Origin of the sequence: Rhizobium sp. S152 (assembly GCF_030380735.1) — a bacterium.
Taxonomy (GTDB): domain Bacteria; phylum Pseudomonadota; class Alphaproteobacteria; order Rhizobiales; family Rhizobiaceae; genus Rhizobium.
The window spans coordinates 361,954-378,605 of the sequence record NZ_JAUDRZ010000030.1 but is presented as its reverse complement, the minus strand read 5'-3'; the positions used below and the strand labels follow the sequence as shown (position 1 = coordinate 378,605).

At 63.2% G+C, this 16,652-nt stretch carries 15 protein-coding genes; 7 read left to right on the top strand and 8 right to left on the bottom strand.

Going from position 1 to position 16,652, the window contains the following annotated elements; all coding sequences use genetic code 11:
• Positions 1-40 precede the first annotated feature (40 nt).
• The 3 genes from gatA to QTL95_RS26550 all read right to left on the bottom strand — a co-directional run bounded on the left by gatA (position 41) and on the right by QTL95_RS26550 (position 2,690).
• Positions 41-1,522 (bottom strand): Asp-tRNA(Asn)/Glu-tRNA(Gln) amidotransferase subunit GatA, encoded by a 1,482-nt coding sequence (gene gatA, locus QTL95_RS26560; protein ID WP_289722830.1) that lies wholly within the window; start codon positions 1,520-1,522, stop codon positions 41-43.
• Positions 1,523-1,576: 54 nt separating this feature from the next.
• Positions 1,577-1,864: an Asp-tRNA(Asn)/Glu-tRNA(Gln) amidotransferase subunit GatC gene (gatC, locus tag QTL95_RS26555; RefSeq protein WP_018900164.1), complete on the bottom strand. Its 288-nt coding sequence runs from the start codon at positions 1,862-1,864 to the stop codon at positions 1,577-1,579.
• A 121-nt stretch (positions 1,865-1,985) separates the two neighbouring features.
• Positions 1,986-2,690: a metal-dependent hydrolase gene (locus tag QTL95_RS26550; RefSeq protein ID WP_289722829.1), complete on the bottom strand. Its 705-nt coding sequence runs from the start codon at positions 2,688-2,690 to the stop codon at positions 1,986-1,988.
• Positions 2,691-2,809: 119 nt separating this feature from the next.
• Here QTL95_RS26550 and ruvX point away from each other — a divergent pair, with 119 nt between their 5' ends.
• Entirely contained in the window at positions 2,810-3,304 is a 495-nt protein-coding gene (gene ruvX / locus QTL95_RS26545; protein WP_289722828.1) for a Holliday junction resolvase RuvX, read from the top strand.
• Here the strand turns inward: ruvX and QTL95_RS26540 are convergent.
• The 4 genes from QTL95_RS26540 to QTL95_RS26525 form a co-directional block, all read right to left on the bottom strand.
• Positions 3,241-3,573: a DUF6105 family protein gene (locus QTL95_RS26540; protein WP_289722827.1), complete on the bottom strand. Its 333-nt coding sequence runs from the start codon at positions 3,571-3,573 to the stop codon at positions 3,241-3,243. The two genes, ruvX and QTL95_RS26540, sit on opposite strands and share 64 nt — an antisense overlap.
• 292 nt (positions 3,574-3,865) lie before the next feature.
• Complete coding sequence (locus tag QTL95_RS26535) at positions 3,866-4,519, bottom strand: TetR/AcrR family transcriptional regulator (RefSeq protein WP_289722826.1); 654 nt, start codon at positions 4,517-4,519, stop codon at positions 3,866-3,868.
• A gap of 148 nt (positions 4,520-4,667) precedes the next feature.
• The gene (locus QTL95_RS26530; protein WP_289722825.1) at positions 4,668-5,285 is read right to left on the bottom strand and encodes a GNAT family N-acetyltransferase; all 618 of its coding nucleotides are present in this window, start codon (positions 5,283-5,285) and stop codon (positions 4,668-4,670) included.
• Positions 5,285-6,934 (bottom strand): acyl-CoA dehydrogenase family protein, encoded by a 1,650-nt coding sequence (locus QTL95_RS26525; protein WP_289722824.1) that lies wholly within the window; start codon positions 6,932-6,934, stop codon positions 5,285-5,287. The genes QTL95_RS26530 and QTL95_RS26525 overlap by 1 nt, the downstream gene beginning before the upstream one ends.
• Before the next feature lie 180 nt (positions 6,935-7,114).
• On the opposite strand from QTL95_RS26525, the gene QTL95_RS26520 reads away from it, so the two are divergent.
• The 4 genes from QTL95_RS26520 to dprA are packed head-to-tail and all read left to right on the top strand — an operon-like array spanning position 7,115 to position 11,146.
• Positions 7,115-8,071: an aspartate carbamoyltransferase catalytic subunit gene (locus tag QTL95_RS26520; RefSeq protein WP_112425349.1), complete on the top strand. Its 957-nt coding sequence runs from the start codon at positions 7,115-7,117 to the stop codon at positions 8,069-8,071.
• A complete protein-coding gene (locus tag QTL95_RS26515) occupies positions 8,068-9,357 on the top strand; it encodes a dihydroorotase (RefSeq protein WP_289722823.1) in 1,290 nt (429 codons plus the stop codon). The genes QTL95_RS26520 and QTL95_RS26515 overlap by 4 nt, the downstream gene beginning before the upstream one ends.
• Before the next feature lie 18 nt (positions 9,358-9,375).
• On the top strand, positions 9,376-9,996 hold the full coding sequence (gene plsY / locus QTL95_RS26510) for a glycerol-3-phosphate 1-O-acyltransferase PlsY (protein WP_289722822.1): 621 nt from the start codon (positions 9,376-9,378) through the stop codon (positions 9,994-9,996).
• 1 nt (position 9,997) lies between these two features.
• Positions 9,998-11,146: a DNA-processing protein DprA gene (dprA, locus tag QTL95_RS26505; RefSeq protein ID WP_289722821.1), complete on the top strand. Its 1,149-nt coding sequence runs from the start codon at positions 9,998-10,000 to the stop codon at positions 11,144-11,146.
• 4 nt (positions 11,147-11,150) lie between these two features.
• On the opposite strand, the gene QTL95_RS26500 is transcribed toward dprA, so the two are convergent.
• The gene (locus tag QTL95_RS26500; protein WP_289722820.1) at positions 11,151-11,330 is read right to left on the bottom strand and encodes a hypothetical protein; all 180 of its coding nucleotides are present in this window, start codon (positions 11,328-11,330) and stop codon (positions 11,151-11,153) included.
• 258 nt (positions 11,331-11,588) lie between these two features.
• On the opposite strand from QTL95_RS26500, the gene topA reads away from it, so the two are divergent.
• Positions 11,589-14,255: a type I DNA topoisomerase gene (gene topA / locus QTL95_RS26495; protein WP_289723176.1), complete on the top strand. Its 2,667-nt coding sequence runs from the start codon at positions 11,589-11,591 to the stop codon at positions 14,253-14,255.
• Positions 14,252-16,636 (top strand): ribonuclease R, encoded by a 2,385-nt coding sequence (gene rnr, locus QTL95_RS26490; RefSeq protein ID WP_289722819.1) that lies wholly within the window; start codon positions 14,252-14,254, stop codon positions 16,634-16,636. Before topA ends, rnr begins: the two co-directional genes overlap by 4 nt.
• The last annotated feature ends 16 nt before the right edge of the window (positions 16,637-16,652 follow it).

Genomic DNA, 16,652 nt, shown 5'->3' with positions numbered 1-16,652 from the left:
GATTTGGTCGGCGAAGCAATGTGTCAAGTCTCGAACGCGCTTACCACCACTTGGCCGGCGCAAAGCGGCCGGCGGCCTGCTCGATCACATGAGCCGTCTTGAAGAGCGTTTCTTCCTCGAACGGCTTGCCGATCAGCTGCAGGCCGAGCGGCAGGCCCTTGTGGTCGAGGCCGGCGGGGACGGCGATGCCCGGCAGGCCGGCCATGTTGACCGTGACGGTGAAGATGTCGTTGAGGTACATCTTGACCGGATCGGACGCCAGATCCTCGTCGGCAACGCCGAAGGCCGAAGATGGGGTCGCGGGCGTCAGGATGGCGTCAACGCCGGCGTGGAACGCGAGGTCGAAGTCCCGCTTGATCAGCGTGCGGACCTTCTGCGCCTGGATGTAGTAGGCGTCGTAATAGCCGGCCGACAGAACGTAAGTGCCGATCATGATGCGGCGCTTGACCTCCTGGCCAAAACCGGCGGCGCGGGTCTTCTCGTACATATCGGCAATATCCTTGCCGTCGACGCGCAGGCCGTAGCGCACGCCGTCGTAGCGCGCGAGGTTCGACGATGCCTCGGCAGGCGCGACGATGTAGTAGGCCGGCAGGGCGTACTTGGTGTGCGGCAGCGAGATGTTGACGATCTCCGCGCCGGCATCCTTCAGCCAGGCGATGCCCTGCTGCCAGAGCGTCTCGATCTCGTCCGGCATGCCATCGACGCGGTACTCGTTCGGAATGCCGATCTTCATGCCCTTGAGCGACTGGCCGAGCACGGCTTCGTAATCGGGAACCGGCAGATCGACCGAGGTCGTGTCCTTGGCGTCGACCGAGGCCATCGACTTCAGGAGGATGGCGGCGTCGCGGACGTCGCGGGCGATCGGGCCGGCCTGGTCGAGCGACGAGGCGAAGGCGACCGTGCCCCAGCGCGAGCAGCGACCGTAGGTCGGCTTGATGCCGACGGTGCCGGTGAAGGCGGCAGGCTGGCGGATCGAGCCGCCGGTGTCGGTGGCGGTGGCACCGGCGCAGAGATGCGCTGCCACGGCAGCGGCAGAGCCGCCCGAGGAGCCGCCGGGTACGAGCTGCTGGTTGGAGCCCTCGGCGCGCCAGGGGTTGATGACCGGACCGTAGTGCGAGGTTTCGTTGGAGGAGCCCATGGCGAACTCGTCCATGTTCAGCTTGCCGAGCATGACGGCGCCGTCGTCCCACAGGTTTTGGGTGACGGTCGATTCGTAATGCGGCTTGAAGCCGTCGAGGATGTGGCTGCAGGCCTGGGTGTGGATGCCTTCGGTGGCGAAGAGATCCTTGATGCCGAGCGGGATGCCCTCGAGCTCGCCGCCCTTCCCGCTGGCAAGACGCGCGTCGGAGGCTTCAGCCATCTGCAGCGCCTTTTCCGGCGTCACCTTGATATAGGCGTTGAGCTTGTCGTTGGCCGCCTCGATCGCCGAGATATAGGCCTCGGTGAGTTCGGTTGCTTTGATTTCCTTGGCGCGCAGCTTGGTGCGGGCTTCGGCAATGGTCAGGCTGGTGAGTTCGCTCATGATGGTTCGCTTCAAATCTTGAATGGCAACGGAGTCGGAAAGCGGCGATAGGCCTTATTCGACGACTTTGGGCACCAGGAAGAAATTCTGATCGGTAACGGGCGCGTTGGAGACGATATCGGCGGCCTTGTTGCCGTCGGTGACGTCGTCGGTGCGCTTCTTCATCAGCATCGGCGTGACCGAGGTCATGGCCTCGACGCCTTCGACATTGACTTCGGAGAGCTGCTCGACAAAGCCCAAGATCCCATTCAACTCGCCGACCATGCGGTTTGCCTCATCTTCGGAGACGGCAATACGGGCAAGGCGCGCAACGCGCTTAACGGTGGCTAGGTCAACGGACATCATATTCTCCGGATGGGATTTTCCCACCCGCTATAAAGGCCATGCCCGCTCTGTGCAACGGGCATGGCCTTTCGTTCATTCAGATTTCCGCCCTTTCAAGTCGGGTCGGAGCGCTAATACTTCAGAGGACGACGCTCTCACTCGGCTTGATCGCCTTCACCTCGGTCTTCGAGCCTTCCATGCCGGCGACGAACTTTTCGGGCGTCTGGTCGATGATCGGGAAAGTGCCGTAGTGGCAGGGGATTGCGGTCTTGAAGTTGAAGTAGCGCTGGCAGGCGAGCGCCGCCACAGCGCCGCCCATGGTGAAGCGGTCGCCGACAGGGACGAGGCCGATATCGGGCTGGTGCAGCTCGTTGATCAGCGCCATGTCGGAGAAGATGTCGGTGTCGCCCATGGCGAAAATCGAGGCTTCGTCGTCGAAATGCAGCATCAGGCCGTTGGCGTTGCCGAGCGCGTGGGAGACGCCGTCCTCGGTGATCTGTGCGGAGGAGTGCAGTGCGTTGGTGAAGGTGGCCGAGAAGCCGGTGAGCGGAACCGTGCCGCCGGTGTTGCCCATCTCGATCTTATCCAGGCCCTTGGAGCCGAGCCAGGCCGCCAGATCGGCGTTGGCGAGAACGACGGCGCCGGTTTCCTTGGCGATGGCGACGGTATCGCCGACATGGTCGCCGTGGCCGTGGGTGAGCAGGATGTGGGTGACGCCAGCGGTGACGTCCTTGATGTCCTGGCCGGCGAACGAACCGTTATGCGTCAGGAACGGGTCGAGAAGGATGGTCGCCTTCGCGGTCTCGATGCGGAATGCCGCGTGGCCTAGCCAAGTGATCTTCATGAAATCTGTCCTTTTATTAAGTGATGCAAAAGCCTGCTTCGATGGTTATGGAGATAACCGATACCGCCGCAAAGAAAAGCGGTCGAGGCTTCAATTTCTTTTGACGGGATGAAACGACGATGACGGTGCTGACGATCGAGGAACTGGCCGCCGTGCTGCAGCCGGGACAGGCCATCGCCGGTCTCGACCTCGGCACCAAGACGATCGGGCTTTCCATGTCGGATCTCGGCCGACGCTTCTCGACGCCGCGGCCGGTCATCCGGCGCGAGAAGTTCACCATCGATGCCGAGGTTTTGCTGGCTTTCGCGGAAAAGGAGAAGGTCGCAGCCTTCGTCATCGGCCTGCCGATGAATATGGACGGATCGGCGGGACCGCGTGTTCAGGCCACGCGCGCCTTTGTTCGCAACATGGAGCAGAAGACGGCGCTGCCCTTCGTCTACTGGGACGAACGGTTGTCGACGGTGGCTGCCGAGCGGGCGTTGCTGGAAATGGACGTCTCGCGAGCCAAGCGGGCCGGACGCATCGATTCGGCGGCCGCGAGCTTTATTCTTCAGGGAGCGCTTGACAGGCTCTCGTCGCTGGCCAGAGAGGCTTCCCGCGACTTGGACGCCTGACGTCCCTGCCACCATGCGGTGATCTTGCGGCGGCGGCGAAAGGCCATGATTGCGAAGACGACGAGGCTATCGACGACGACCGCACGCACCACCAGCGGCGGAATGGTTTCCGCCGGAATACCGAGAATGTTGGCATAGACCTGGAACGTGAGGTCGTGTGCCTGACGCGTCAGCATGAAGATGCCGAAGCTCATGTCATAATAGGAAAGCCAGTACCACCCCGACAGAAAGACGATCGGGCCGGCCCAGAAGATCAGGAACCACTTCATGCGGTCGCTCTTCTTTCTCTTCGTAACGATGGCCGTTCAAAGGAAACAAGCCAAGTCGACAATGCCATGAGGCTGAGGACGGCCGCCGGAACGGCGATATCCAATGCAAGGACCGCGAAAAACATGATCGCGGCGACGAGAAACGCTATTCTCGCGATTTTCGTTCCCATGGTTCCAGACACCAGACATTTTGGACTTCCGGTACCCTGTCGCCTTAACGCCGCCGGCGCAATGTAAACCATTTGTTAAGGTTAACGGCCGACGGACTGCCTGTGGAAAGTGAGCCCGCCGATCAGCCGTAAACGCCGCGCACGATGCGCTTCAGCGCGGTTGCCGCCTTCTCCCAATCCTTCGCCGTCTTGAGCGCCAGACCCGCGCATTGCTCGGCAGCGGAGGCAGAGAGCACGATATGCTGGATCGCCGCGAAGAGAATCGCGTTGACGGCGATGGCATCGACGCCCTTCGGCGGCGTCAGCGAGCCACGCATCCGCTCCAGCCAGAGGCCAAGCGCCTTCGAGCGGGCTTCGGAAAGGCGTCTCACCTGCTCGGTATTCTCGGATACTTCCCAGGCAACGATGCGTAGCACAAGCGGGTCGTCGCGCAGGGCCTCGAGGAACAGCAGCGACAGGCGCTCCATCAGGTCGCCGTAGGTCAAGAGGAACATGCCGCCGGTATCTTCAGGAATGCGGTCCTTCACCCAGGTGCCTAGATCGGCGCCGATCGCCTCCACCAAGCCGTTCAAGCCGCCGTAGTAGCGATAGATCAGCTGCTTGTCGCAGCCGGCACGCCGGGCGACGGCGTTGATACCGAAATTCTGGAAGCCCTCCTCGGCCAGCAGCGCTTTGGCGGCGTTGAGGATCGCCTTTTCGGTCGCGCTACGATCGCGGATTCGTTTCTCCGGTTCGGCAGCGACGATGGGCGTCAGCACCATGGGATCGTTCAGCATGAGAGACTCAGGTCCGATTTGTCACTTCCCGGTGAGTAGCAACGCACCCCGGAAGCGGCAACGGACAAGCCCTTGAAATGCTGTGGATAGGTTGCGCTTCAACCGTTACGAGCCCAACAGTCACCGTGCGGAGACAAGCGCGTCGAACTTAGAGCCTCTGGCCGAACCAGACGCTGCGCTCGGACGGCGCGACCAAAGGCGGCCCGAGACGTTCGAAGCCGCGTGAGCTCCAGAAGCGGATTCCGCCCGCATTGTTGGCGTTCGCGCCGAGATGCACGGCCTTGACGCCGGCGTCCCGCGCCGTCGCGAGCCAGAGATCGAGAAGTCGGGTGCCGATCCCCTGCCCCTGCAGGCGCGGCAGCAGGTTCATGTGGATGTGGGCGGGAAACGCGTCGATGACGGCAGCGGGTGCGAAAGACGGATGATGGATCGCGGCGATGCGGCTCTGGTCGGCATCCCACAACGCGGGATCACCCTGCGGCTCAGGATAGGCGGCGCGGAGTGCCGGCCACCACTCGCGTTCGAGCAGCGCATGGAAGGCCAGCGTATCATAGGCGCCGGCGATGTAGCCGGCTACGCCCTCATCGTCCTCGGCGACGAAGGCGGCCTCCGGGCTCAACGTGACATAGGGTGCCGAGTAGATATGGCCAATCAGCTTGCCGTCGCGATGCAAAGGCGTCGCGTCCTTGCCGGCATCGCCGGTCATCAGCGAAATGCCGTAAATCTGTTCGAGATCAGCGAGCCGAGCCGGGCGCAGGATTGTCATCAGCTTGCCGGCGGATAGAGGAGATCGACAATGTAGCTGGCGTCGAAACGGCTATCGAGCATGCCGTAGGTGGAGCGCCAGCCGCCGGCGAGACGGGTTTCGATAAAGGCATCGGCGATGCGCCCTGCCCCCAGACGATAGAGTTCGGCGGCACCGGCCGCGAGCGCCAGCTGCTCGACGAGCAGACGGGCGGCGCCCTCGTCACGCTCGCAGAGCGCCATGGCGGCGCGCAGCACGTCGATGGTCTTCTTGCCGGCCGGGCCGAGATCGCGGGCGAGACCGGCGAAGACGGTTTCGAACAGGTCCTTGCCGCGGTTGAGGATGCGGAGCACATCGAGCGCCATGACATTGCCGGAGCCTTCCCAGATCGCATTGACCGGGGCCTCACGATAATGGCGGGCGATCGGGCGCTCCTCGATATAGCCGCTGCCGCCGATGCACTCCATCGCCTCGTAGATCAGCGCCGGGGCTATCTTGCAGCACCAGTATTTGGCGACCGGCGTCATGACGCGGGCATAGGCCGCCTCTTCGGCGCTGCCGCGCGCGCGGTCGAAGGCGTCGGCGAGCCGGAAGGAAAGTGCTGTCGCGGCGGCGACGTCGAGCGCCATGTCGGCGAGCACGCGGGTCATGATCGGTTGGCTGACCAGCATCTTGCCGAAGACGCTGCGGCCACGGGTGTGGTGCACGGCCTCGGCGAGCGACGCGCGCATGATGCCTGATGAGGCGAGCGCGCAATCGAGCCGTGTCAGCGTGACCATGTCGAGAATGGTGCGCACGCCGGCATCGGGGCCGCCGAGCAGGAAGCCGAAGGTATCGTTGAACTCGACCTCGGCCGATGCATTGGAGCGGTTGCCGACCTTGTCCTTCAGGCGCTGGAACTGCAGCCCGTTGGCGGAGCCATCCTCCAGCAGGCGCGGCACCAGGAAGCAGCCCATGCCTTCCTTGGTCTGCGCCAGCATGATGAAGGCGTCGCTCATCGGCGCCGACATGAACCACTTGTGGCCGGACAGCCGGTAAATGCCTTCACTGACCTTTTCGCCCGCCGTCTTGTTGGCGCGAACGTCGGTACCGCCCTGCTTTTCGGTCATGCCCATGCCGATCGTCACGGCCGACTTCTGCATGGCGGGTTTATTGGTCGAGTCGTACTTGCGCGACAGGATCTTGGGCGCCCAGTCCTTCTGGACAGCGGGGGAAGCCGAAAGAGCCGCCACGGAGGCGCTTGTCATCGTGAGCGGGCAAAGGTGCCCACTCTCGAGCTGCGCGGTCAGATAGAAGCGGGCGGCGCGGACCTTGTGGGCCTGATCCTTGGCGTCGGTATCGGCCTGCGGATCCCAAACGGAGGAATGAAGGCCAGCCGACATCGAGCGGCGCATCAAGGCGTGCCAGGCCGGGTGAAACTCGACGACATCGAGGCGTTCGCCGCGCGGGCCATGAGTGCGCAGCTGCGGCACGCCCTGATTGGCCATGCGCGCCAGTTCCTGTGCTTCCGGCGACGTCACGTAGCGGCCCATGTTGTCGAGATCGTCGCGAATGCCACGCGGCAGCGTGCCGGTCAGATCGACGATCAGCGGATCGGACCGATAGGCGTTGATTCCGGACCACAGGCTCGGCTGGTTCAGTTCGGCGAGTTTTTCTTCGGCGGGGGTCATGAATCGCTTCTAGTGCAAGAGCCAGGCAAAGGGAAACCGGAAGTTCGGATTCCCGTCGCTCCTCCTTAGCGGAATTCCCGGAAAATTGCAGGGGGAGAGCGCGGTTTGCCCACAGCGCATGCTTGCCGCCGCCGCACGCACTCTTTATAGAGCCGCAGACGACAGCATAGAGGCAGGTTCATGGTCTTCTTTCCCCACCGCCACCTCATCGGTATCAAAGGGCTCACAGAGCAGGATATCACCTTTCTCCTCGACAAGGCCGACGAGGCCGTCAAGATCAGTCGACAGAGAGAGAAGAAGACGTCGACCCTCAGGGGGCTGACGCAGATCAATCTGTTTTTCGAGGCATCCACCCGCACGCAGGCCTCTTTCGAGCTCGCCGGCAAGCGCCTCGGCGCCGACGTGATGAACATGTCGGTCGGCAACTCCTCGGTTAAGAAGGGCGAAACGCTGATCGACACGGCGATGACGCTGAACGCGATGCGGCCCGACGTGCTTGTTATCCGGCACTCGAGCGCGGGCGCCGCGGCCCTCCTGGCGCAGAAGGTGTCCTGCTCGGTGGTGAATGCCGGCGACGGCCAGCACGAGCATCCGACGCAGGCGCTGCTCGACGCGCTGACGATCCGCCGGGCCAAGGGCAAGCTGTCACGCATCATCGTCGCCATCTGCGGCGACGTGCTGCACTCGCGCGTGGCGCGCTCCAATATCCTGCTGCTCAACGCCATGGGTGCCAGGGTTCGCGTCGTGGCGCCGGCGACGCTGCTTCCATCAGGGATCGCCGACATGGGTGTCGAGGTCTTCCACTCGATGAAGGAAGGCCTGAAGGACGCCGACGTCGTGATGATGCTCCGGCTGCAGCGCGAGCGCATGTCCGGCGCCTTCGTGCCGTCCGTGCGTGAATATTTCCACTTCTACGGCCTCGACGCGGAAACGCTGAAGGCGGCGAAGGAGGATGCGCTGGTCATGCACCCCGGGCCGATGAACCGAGGGGTGGAAATCGCCTCCGAGGTCGCGGACGGGCCGCAGAGCGTGATCGCCGAACAGGTCGAAATGGGTGTCGCCGTGCGCATGGCCGTGATGGAAACGCTGCTGATCTCTCAGAACCAGGGTCCCCGCAGCGAAGGAGCCGGCGCATGAGCAACTCGATCGTCTTCAGGAACGTTCGCATCATCGATCCCTCGCGCAATCTCGACGAGGTCGGAACAATCATCGTCAAGGACGGCGTTATCGTCGCTTCGGGCAAGGATGCGCTGAACGAGGCTGTGCCCGCAGGTGCGACCGTGCGCGACTGCAGCGGGCTTGTCGCGGCGCCTGGACTGGTGGATGCGCGCGTCCATATCGGCGAGCCGGGCGCCGAGCATCGCGAAACGATCGATTCCGCCAGCCGGGCAGCGGCTGCGGGCGGCGTGACCTCGATCATCATGATGCCCGATACCGATCCCGTGATCGACGACATCGCTCTGGTGGAGTTCGTAAAGAAGACCGCCCGCGACAAGGCGCTGGTCAATGTCTATCCGGCAGCGGCGATCACCAAGGGTCTCGCTGGCGAGGAAATGACCGAGATCGGCATGCTGATGGAGGCCGGCGCGGTAGCCTTTACCGACGGTCGCTCCAGCATTCACGACGCGCAGGTGCTGCGCCGGGTGATGACCTATGCGCGCGAATTCGGCGCGGTAATCTCCTGCGAGACGCGCGACCAGCATCTGGCCGCCGGCGGCGTCATGAACGAGGGGCTGTTCGCAAGCTGGCTCGGCCTCAGCGGCATTCCGCGCGAGACCGAACTGATCCCGCTGGAGCGCGACCTGCGCATCGCCAAGCTGACGCGCGGCAAGTACCACGCGGCTATGATCTCGGTGCCCGAATCCGTCGAGGCGATCGAGTTGGCGAAGAGCCGTGGCGCGACTGTCACCTGCGGCATCTCGATCAACAATCTGGCGCTCAACGAAAACGACATCGGCGAGTACCGTACCTTCTTCAAGCTCTATCCGCCGCTGCGTTCGGAAGACGACCGCGTGGCGATGGTGGATGCGCTGGCGCGCGGGGCGATCGACATCATCGTCTCCTCGCACGACCCACAGGACGTCGACACCAAACGGCTCCCCTTCGGCGAGGCTGCCGACGGTGCTGTCGGGCTTGAGACCATGCTGGCGGCAGCCCTTCGCCTGCACCACAGCGGGCATGTGACGCTGATGCGCCTGATCGATGCCATGTCGACGCGTCCGGCGCAGATCTTCGGTCTCGATGCCGGTACGCTGAAGCCCGGCGCCAAGGCGGATATCGTGCTGATCGATCTCGAAGAGCCTTGGATTGTCGCCAAGGACATGCTTCTCTCGCGCTCGAAGAACACGCCGTTCGAAGACGCGCGCTTCAGCGGACGCGCGGTCGCGACCTATGTCGCGGGCAAGTGCGTGCATACACTATAAGAAGACAAGTGGGGGAACATGGGCGCTGATCTCATGACGTGGCAGATCACCTGGCAAATCACGCTGGCGGCCGCCGCCATCGGTTATTTGCTGGGATCCATTCCGTTCGGGCTGATCCTGACACGCGCGGCCGGGCTCGGCGACGTGCGCAGCATCGGCTCCGGCAATATCGGCGCGACGAATGTTCTAAGAACGGGAAACAAGAAGCTTGCGGCGGCGACGCTGCTGCTCGACGCGCTGAAAGCATCGGCGGCGGCGTGGATCGTCTCCTATTTCTTCGGCCCCGAGGCGGCGATCATCGCCGGCTTCTTTGCCTTCATCGGACACCTCTTCCCCGTCTGGATCGGCTTCAAGGGCGGCAAGGGTGTCGCCACCTATATCGGCACGCTTCTCGGCGTTGCCCCGTTGATGGTTCTTGCCTTCGCGGCGGTCTGGCTGGGCGTCGCTTTTGTGACCCGCTACTCTTCTCTTTCGGCGCTCGTCGCCATGCTTGTCATTCCGGTTGCATTGTGGATACTGGGTGCAGAGAAGGTTGCAGCCATCATGGCGATCATGACCGTGATCTCCTATTGGAAGCACCGAGCCAACATCAGCCGTCTCATCAACGGCACGGAAAGCAAGATCGGGGCGAAGGGATAGGATGGACGCACGCAGCGCAAGGCCAAAGGGAATTGCGCTGACGGACCGGCAACGGTTGGCGTGGCTGCGGCTGATCCGATCCGACAATGTCGGGCCTGCCACCTTTCGCGACCTTATCAACCATTTCGGCTCCGCGGAAACGGCGCTTGCCGCCCTCCCCGAACTCTCCGCGCGCGGCGGCGCCACGCGGTCGATTCGGATCACGACGGAAGCCGAGGTGCAGCGTGAGCTGGAAATCGCCCATCGGTTCGGCGCGCGGTTCGTCGGCATCGGCGAACCCGAATACCCCCAGGCATTGCGACAGATCGACGGCGCGCCGCCATTGCTGGCGGTAAAAGGGAACTTAGCGGCCGTCGCGCAGCCGGCCGTCGGCATCGTGGGATCCCGCAACGCCTCGATATCGGGCGCGAAGTTTGCCGCCATGGTCGCCCGGGATTGCGGCCGTGCCGGCTACACCGTTGTTTCCGGTCTGGCGCGCGGCATCGATACGGCAGCGCATCGCGCCAGTATGGACACCGGAACGGTCGCCGCCATCGCCGGCGGACTTGACCAACCCTATCCGCCCGAGAACGCCGGTTTGCTTGAGGAGATATGGGATGGAAACGGGCTTGCGGTCAGCGAAATGCCGTTCGGCTGGGAGCCACGGGCGCGGGATTTTCCGAGACGCAACCGGCTTATCGCGGGCATCTCGCTCGGCGTCGTCGTGGTCGAAGCGGCGACGCGTTCGGGTTCGCTGATCACGGCGCGGCTTGCTGGGGAATTCGGACGGCTGGTCTTCGCCGTGCCGGGCTCACCACTCGACCCGCGCTGCCATGGCACGAACGGCCTGCTGAAAGACGGAGCAATGATCGTCACGGGGCCCGAGGACGTCATTGAGGCACTGGCGCCGATCTCGCAGCTCGATCTGTTTTCGGCACCGGTTGCGGAGGAGCCCGATCACGGTAGCGGCGCCTCTATGATGCCGCCCGATGAAAGCGACCGTTCGCGCATCACGGACGCGCTCGGCCCGACACCTGTCGAGATTGACGATATCATTCGCCACACCGGTCTGCCGGCATCATCTGTCTATCTCGTGTTGCTGGAACTGGATATCGCCGGGCGGTTGCACCGGCATCCCGGCGGGCTCGTGTCACTTGCGATGGATATTTGAGTGACTACATACGGGCATGCAAGTCACCGGCTTCGACATAGGCCATTTCGATAAGATAGCAGAGCATATCGGCGTGCTCTTTTTCCGCTACCTGACGCAACTCGGCCAACATCTGCTTGATGAAGGCAATATTGTCGCGCGAGTTCGACCGCCCGTTATCTTTCTTTGCGAACTTGCCCACCATGAATTAGTCTCTGATGAAGGAGAGGACCCGCTTTAAAGCACCGCTAAAACCACACTCTAAAAACGATACCGCATTTATCTTTAATTGCAATATGTCGCATATCCCGTTTTGGTTGCAACACGTTGCAATCGGTAAAAATACATGCAAACCACTTGACCGAAACGATTTACCTGTCCATGTCGGAGAACCGGCGACCATGTCATGGCAGGGATTCTGTATGCCTATCAGCCGGCCCGACACCCTTTTTAGAGAATCATGATGAATGTTGTAGTGGTAGAATCGCCTGCCAAGGCAAAGACGATCAACAAGTATCTGGGCTCCGGATACAAGGTGCTCGCCTCCTTCGGCCACGTGCGCGATTTGCCAGCCAAGGACGGCTCGGTTCTCCCGGATCAGGACTTCGAAATGCTGTGGGAGGTCGATGGAGCATCGGCCAAGCGCATGAAGGACATCGCCGACGCGGTGAAGTCCTCCGACGGCGTGTTTCTCGCAACCGACCCTGATCGCGAAGGTGAAGCGATTTCCTGGCATGTGCTCGACATGCTCAACAAGAAGCGCGTGCTCGGCGGCAAGACCGTCAAGCGCGTCGTCTTCAACGCCATCACCAAGAAGGCCGTGCTCGATGCGATGGCCGAACCGCGCGATATCGACGTGCCGCTGGTCGACGCCTATCTGGCGCGCCGCGCGCTCGACTATCTCGTCGGCTTCAACCTATCTCCGGTGCTGTGGCGCAAGCTGCCCGGCGCACGATCTGCGGGCCGTGTCCAGTCGGTGGCGCTCCGTCTCGTCTGCGACCGTGAATCCGAGATCGAGCGTTTCGTCTCCGAGGAATACTGGAATATCTCGGCGCTGCTGAAGACACCGCGCGGTGACGAGTTCGAAGCCAAGCTGGTTGCGGCAAATGGCAAGCGGTTGCAGCCGCGCGCGATCGGCAACGGCGACGAGGCCGGCAAGCTTAAGGCTCTGCTCGAAGGCGCTTCCTATGTCGTCGACACCGTCGAGGCAAAGCCCGTCAAGCGCAACCCGGGACCACCCTTCACAACCTCCACGCTGCAGCAGGCCGCCTCCTCCAAGCTCGGCTTCTCGGCATCGCGCACCATGCAGGTGGCGCAGAAGCTCTATGAAGGTTTCGATATCGGCGGCGAGACGGTCGGTCTCATTACCTATATGCGTACCGACGGCGTGCAGATGGCGCCCGAGGCGATCGATGCGGCGCGTGGCGCCATCGTCGACCAGTTCGGCCAGCGCTACCTGCCGGAGAAGGCACGCTTCTATTCGACCAAGGCTAAGAACGCCCAGGAAGCGCACGAAGCCATCCGCCCGACGGACTTCAACCGCTCGCCGGACAAGGTTCGCCAGTTTCTCGATGCCGACCAGCTCAGGCTTTACGACCTGATCTGGAAGCGCGGCATCGCCAGCCAGATGGCGTCTGCCGAAATCGAGCGCACGACCGCCGAAATCACCGCCGACAACAACGGCGAAAAGGCCGGACTGCGCGCCGTCGGCTCCGTCATCCGCTTCGACGGCTTCATCGCCGCCTATACCGACCAGAAGGAAGACGGCGAGCAGAGCGACGACGGCGACGAGGATGGCCGCCTGCCGGAGATCAATGCCCGCGAGAACCTCGCCAAGCAGAAGATCAATTCGAGCCAGCACTTCACCGAACCGCCGCCGCGCTATTCGGAAGCCTCGCTGATCAAGAAGATGGAAGAGCTCGGCATCGGCCGCCCCTCGACCTATGCCGCGACGCTGGCGACGCTGCGCGACCGCGAATATGTGATCATCGACAAGCGCAAGCTCATCCCGCATTCCAAGGGACGACTGGTGACGGCATTCCTCGAAAGCTTCTTCACCAAGTATGTCGAGTATGATTTCACTGCGGATTTGGAAGAGAAGCTCGACCGGATTTCCGCGGGCGAGCTGAACTGGAAGCAGGTTCTGCGCGACTTCTGGCAGGATTTCTTCGCGCAGATCGAGGACACCAAGGAACTGCGCGTTACCAACGTGCTGGATTCGCTGAACGAATCGCTGGCTCCGCTGGTGTTTCCGAAGCGCGAGGACGGCAGTGATCCGCGCATCTGCCAGGTTTGCGGAACGGGCAACCTGTCGCTGAAGCTTGGCAAGTACGGCGCCTTCGTCGGCTGCTCGAACTACCCTGAGTGCAACTACACCCGCCAGCTTTCCACCGAAGGTGGCGCGGAGGCCGAAGGTGCGGCGCTGAACGAGCCAAAAAATCTCGGCACCGATCCCGTGACGGGCGAGGAGCTGACGCTGCGGTCCGGTCGCTTCGGACCTTACGTGCAGCGGGGCGACGGCAAGGAAGCCAAGCGCTCGTCGCTGCCGAAGGGCTGGAAACCCGAGGATATCGATTACGAGAAGGCGATGGCGCTTATCTCGCTGCCGCGCGACATCGGCAAGCACCCGGAATCCGGCAAGATGATCTCCGCAGGTATCGGCCGCTATGGGCCATTCCTGCTGCATGATAGCGGCTACGCCAATCTGGAGAGCGTCGAGGATGTCTTTAGCATCGGCCTCAACCGCGCCGTGACCGTGATTGCCGAGAAGGCCGCGAAGGGTCCCGGCGGACGCGGACGCACGGCAGCGGCGGCTCTGAAGGAGCTCGGCGAGCACCCCGATGGCGGCGGCGCGATCACCGTGCGCGACGGCAAGTACGGTCCCTACGTCAACTGGGGCAAAGTCAACGCGACACTGCCGAAGGGCACGGATCCGCAGGCACTGACGGTCGAGGAAGCGGTTGCGCTGATCACGGCCAAGGCCGGCAAGGCGCCGGCAACCAAGAGCAAGGCGAAGCCGAAGGCCAAGACCAAGGCCGCGGCAGCCGACGATGCAAAGCCCGCCAAGGCGGCGGCCAAGCCGAAGGCGAAAGCCAAAGTACCGGCCAAGAAGAAAAAGAGCGAAGAGTGAGCAGAATTCCGCGCGAGAACTCGAAGGGCAAGGGCAAGGGCAAGGGCAAGCGCCCTCACAAGGCTGGAAACGCAAGCAAGGCGCCTGCCGTCGAACCGCTCAACATTCAGCACGGATCCCTGCCCTCTCGCGAAGTCATCCTTCGCTTCATCGCCGACCATCCGCAGAAGGCGTCCAAGCGCGAGCTCGCCCGAGCCTTCGGCCTGAAGGGCGACAGCCGTGTCGATCTCAAGCGTCTGCTGCAGGAGCTTGAGCAGGAAGGCATGCTGCAGAAGACGCGGAAATCGCTCATCCGTCCGGGCGCGCTGCCGCCGGTGACGGTGCTCGACATCACAACCCGCGACAAGGACGGCGAACTGATCGGCCGCCCGGCCGAATGGCCGGACGAGCAGGGCGTGGCGCCCGCCGTGGCGATCCGGCAGTCGAGCTCTCCCGCCGGCCGCAACGGCAAGGGCAAGGCACCTGTCGCCGGCATGGGCGACCGCGTTCTTGCGAAAATCTTCCCGGCCGCCGACCGCGGCGGTCCTGCCTACAGCGCCCGCATCATCAAGGTTCTCGACAAACGCCGGACAGCCAGCATGGGCGTGTTCAAGGAGGCGCCGGGCGGTGCCGGACGCCTGCTGCCGATCGAGCGGCGCGGCGAAGAAATGGTGATCGACCCCGATTATACCGGCGGCGCCAAGGACGGCGATCTCGTCGAAGTCGAAGTCGCGCGGCTCGGTCGCTTCGGCCTTGCCCGCGCCAAGGTGTTGTCGATCGTAGGATCGGTCGGCTCCGAGAAGGCGATCTCGATGATTGCCATCCATGCGCACGGCATTCCGAACATCTTCCCGCCGGCCGTCGTCGCGGAAGCGGATGACGCGAAGCCCGCGACCATGTCGCATCGAGAGGACTGGCGCGACGTGCCGCTGGTCACCATCGATCCGCCCGATGCCAAGGATCATGACGACGCCGTCTATGCGGAGATGGACCCGTCGCCCGACAACATCGACGGCGTGATCGTCACCGTCGCGATCGCCGATGTGTCCTACTATGTCCGTCCCAACTCGCCGCTCGACCGCGAAGCGCTGAAGCGCGGCAATTCGGTCTACTTCCCCGACCGTGTCGTGCCGATGCTGCCGGAGCGGATTTCAAACGACCTCTGTTCGCTGCGCGAAGGCGTGGAGCGCCCTGCCCTTGCCGTGCGCATGACGTTTTCGAAAGAAGGCCGCAAGATCGGCCATACCTTCCACCGGATCATGATGCGCAGCGCTGCCAAGCTCTCCTACCAGCAGGCGCAGGCGGCGATCGACGGCCAGCCCGACGACAAGACCGGGCCGCTGCTGGAACCGATACTGAAGCCACTGTGGCACGCCTACAAGGTGATGACGCGCGGACGCGACCGGCGCCAGCCGCTGGAACTCGACATGCCCGAGCGCAAGATCCTGCTCAAGCCCGACGGCACGGTGGACCGTGTCGTGGTGCCGCCGCGTCTCGACGCGCACAAGCTGATCGAAGAGATGATGATCCAGGCCAACGTCGCGGCCGCGGAAACGCTTGAGAAGAAGAAGCAGGTTCTGATCTACCGCATCCACGACGGCCCGACGCTCGCCAAGCAGGAAGTGCTGCGCGAGTTTTTGGCGACGCTCGGCATTTCGCTCGCCAAGGGCGGCAACATGCGCTCGAACAACTTCAACGTCATTCTCGACAAGGCCAAGGACACGCCGCACCAGACGATGGTCAACGAGATGGTGCTGCGCTCGCAGAGCCAGGCGATCTACAGCCCCGAGAATATCGGGCACTTCGGCCTGAACCTGATGAAGTATGCGCACTTCACCTCGCCGATCCGCCGCTATGCCGACCTTATCGTGCACCGCGCGCTCGTTGGTTCGCTCGGCCTCGGCGAAGGCGGGATCACGCCCGACGAGGAAGCCTCGCTTGACGACATCGCTGCCGAAATCTCGACCTTCGAGCGCCGTGCGATGGCCGCCGAACGCGAGACGGTCGACCGCCTTATCGCCCACCACCTTGCCGGCCGCGTCGGCGAGGAATTCGAGGGGCGCATAGGAGGTGTGACGAAATCGGGACTATTTGTCGCCCTGCCGGACTATGGAGCGGACGGCTTCATTCCTATATCTACACTGGGAATGGACTACTTCATCTATGATGAGGCGCACCAGGCACTGTCTGGCGAAAAGACCGGTCTCGGCTATCGCCTGGGGGACAGTGTCACGGTAAGGCTCGCCGAGGCGATCCCGCTGGCAGGCGCGCTGCGCTTCGAGATGATCAGCGAGGGGCGCAAGATGCCCACCGCCGTACGTTCGTTCCACAAGGCGGGCCGGCGCGATGCCAGCGCGGCGCGCAAGAAGGCCGGAACAAGGCCGCCAAGAGGGCGGCGATAGGCGTGTAGGGACGCCG

What these genes read in the sequence shown, in the direction of transcription:
- gatA (WP_289722830.1), bottom strand. Translation starts at nt 1,522, where the DNA reads ATGAGCGAACTCACCAGCCTGACCATTGCCGAAGCCCGCACCAAGCTG.
- gatC (WP_018900164.1), bottom strand. Translation starts at nt 1,864, where the DNA reads ATGTCCGTTGACCTAGCCACCGTTAAGCGCGTTGCGCGCCTTGCCCGT.
- QTL95_RS26550 (WP_289722829.1), bottom strand. Translation starts at nt 2,690, where the DNA reads ATGAAGATCACTTGGCTAGGCCACGCGGCATTCCGCATCGAGACCGCG.
- ruvX (WP_289722828.1), top strand. Translation starts at nt 2,810, where the DNA reads ATGACGGTGCTGACGATCGAGGAACTGGCCGCCGTGCTGCAGCCGGGA.
- QTL95_RS26540 (WP_289722827.1), bottom strand. Translation starts at nt 3,573, where the DNA reads ATGAAGTGGTTCCTGATCTTCTGGGCCGGCCCGATCGTCTTTCTGTCG.
- QTL95_RS26535 (WP_289722826.1), bottom strand. Translation starts at nt 4,519, where the DNA reads ATGCTGAACGATCCCATGGTGCTGACGCCCATCGTCGCTGCCGAACCG.
- QTL95_RS26530 (WP_289722825.1), bottom strand. Translation starts at nt 5,285, where the DNA reads ATGACAATCCTGCGCCCGGCTCGGCTCGCTGATCTCGAACAGATTTAC.
- QTL95_RS26525 (WP_289722824.1), bottom strand. Translation starts at nt 6,934, where the DNA reads ATGACCCCCGCCGAAGAAAAACTCGCCGAACTGAACCAGCCGAGCCTG.
- QTL95_RS26520 (WP_112425349.1), top strand. Translation starts at nt 7,115, where the DNA reads ATGGTCTTCTTTCCCCACCGCCACCTCATCGGTATCAAAGGGCTCACA.
- QTL95_RS26515 (WP_289722823.1), top strand. Translation starts at nt 8,068, where the DNA reads ATGAGCAACTCGATCGTCTTCAGGAACGTTCGCATCATCGATCCCTCG.
- plsY (WP_289722822.1), top strand. Translation starts at nt 9,376, where the DNA reads ATGGGCGCTGATCTCATGACGTGGCAGATCACCTGGCAAATCACGCTG.
- dprA (WP_289722821.1), top strand. Translation starts at nt 9,998, where the DNA reads ATGGACGCACGCAGCGCAAGGCCAAAGGGAATTGCGCTGACGGACCGG.
- QTL95_RS26500 (WP_289722820.1), bottom strand. Translation starts at nt 11,330, where the DNA reads ATGGTGGGCAAGTTCGCAAAGAAAGATAACGGGCGGTCGAACTCGCGC.
- topA (WP_289723176.1), top strand. Translation starts at nt 11,589, where the DNA reads ATGAATGTTGTAGTGGTAGAATCGCCTGCCAAGGCAAAGACGATCAAC.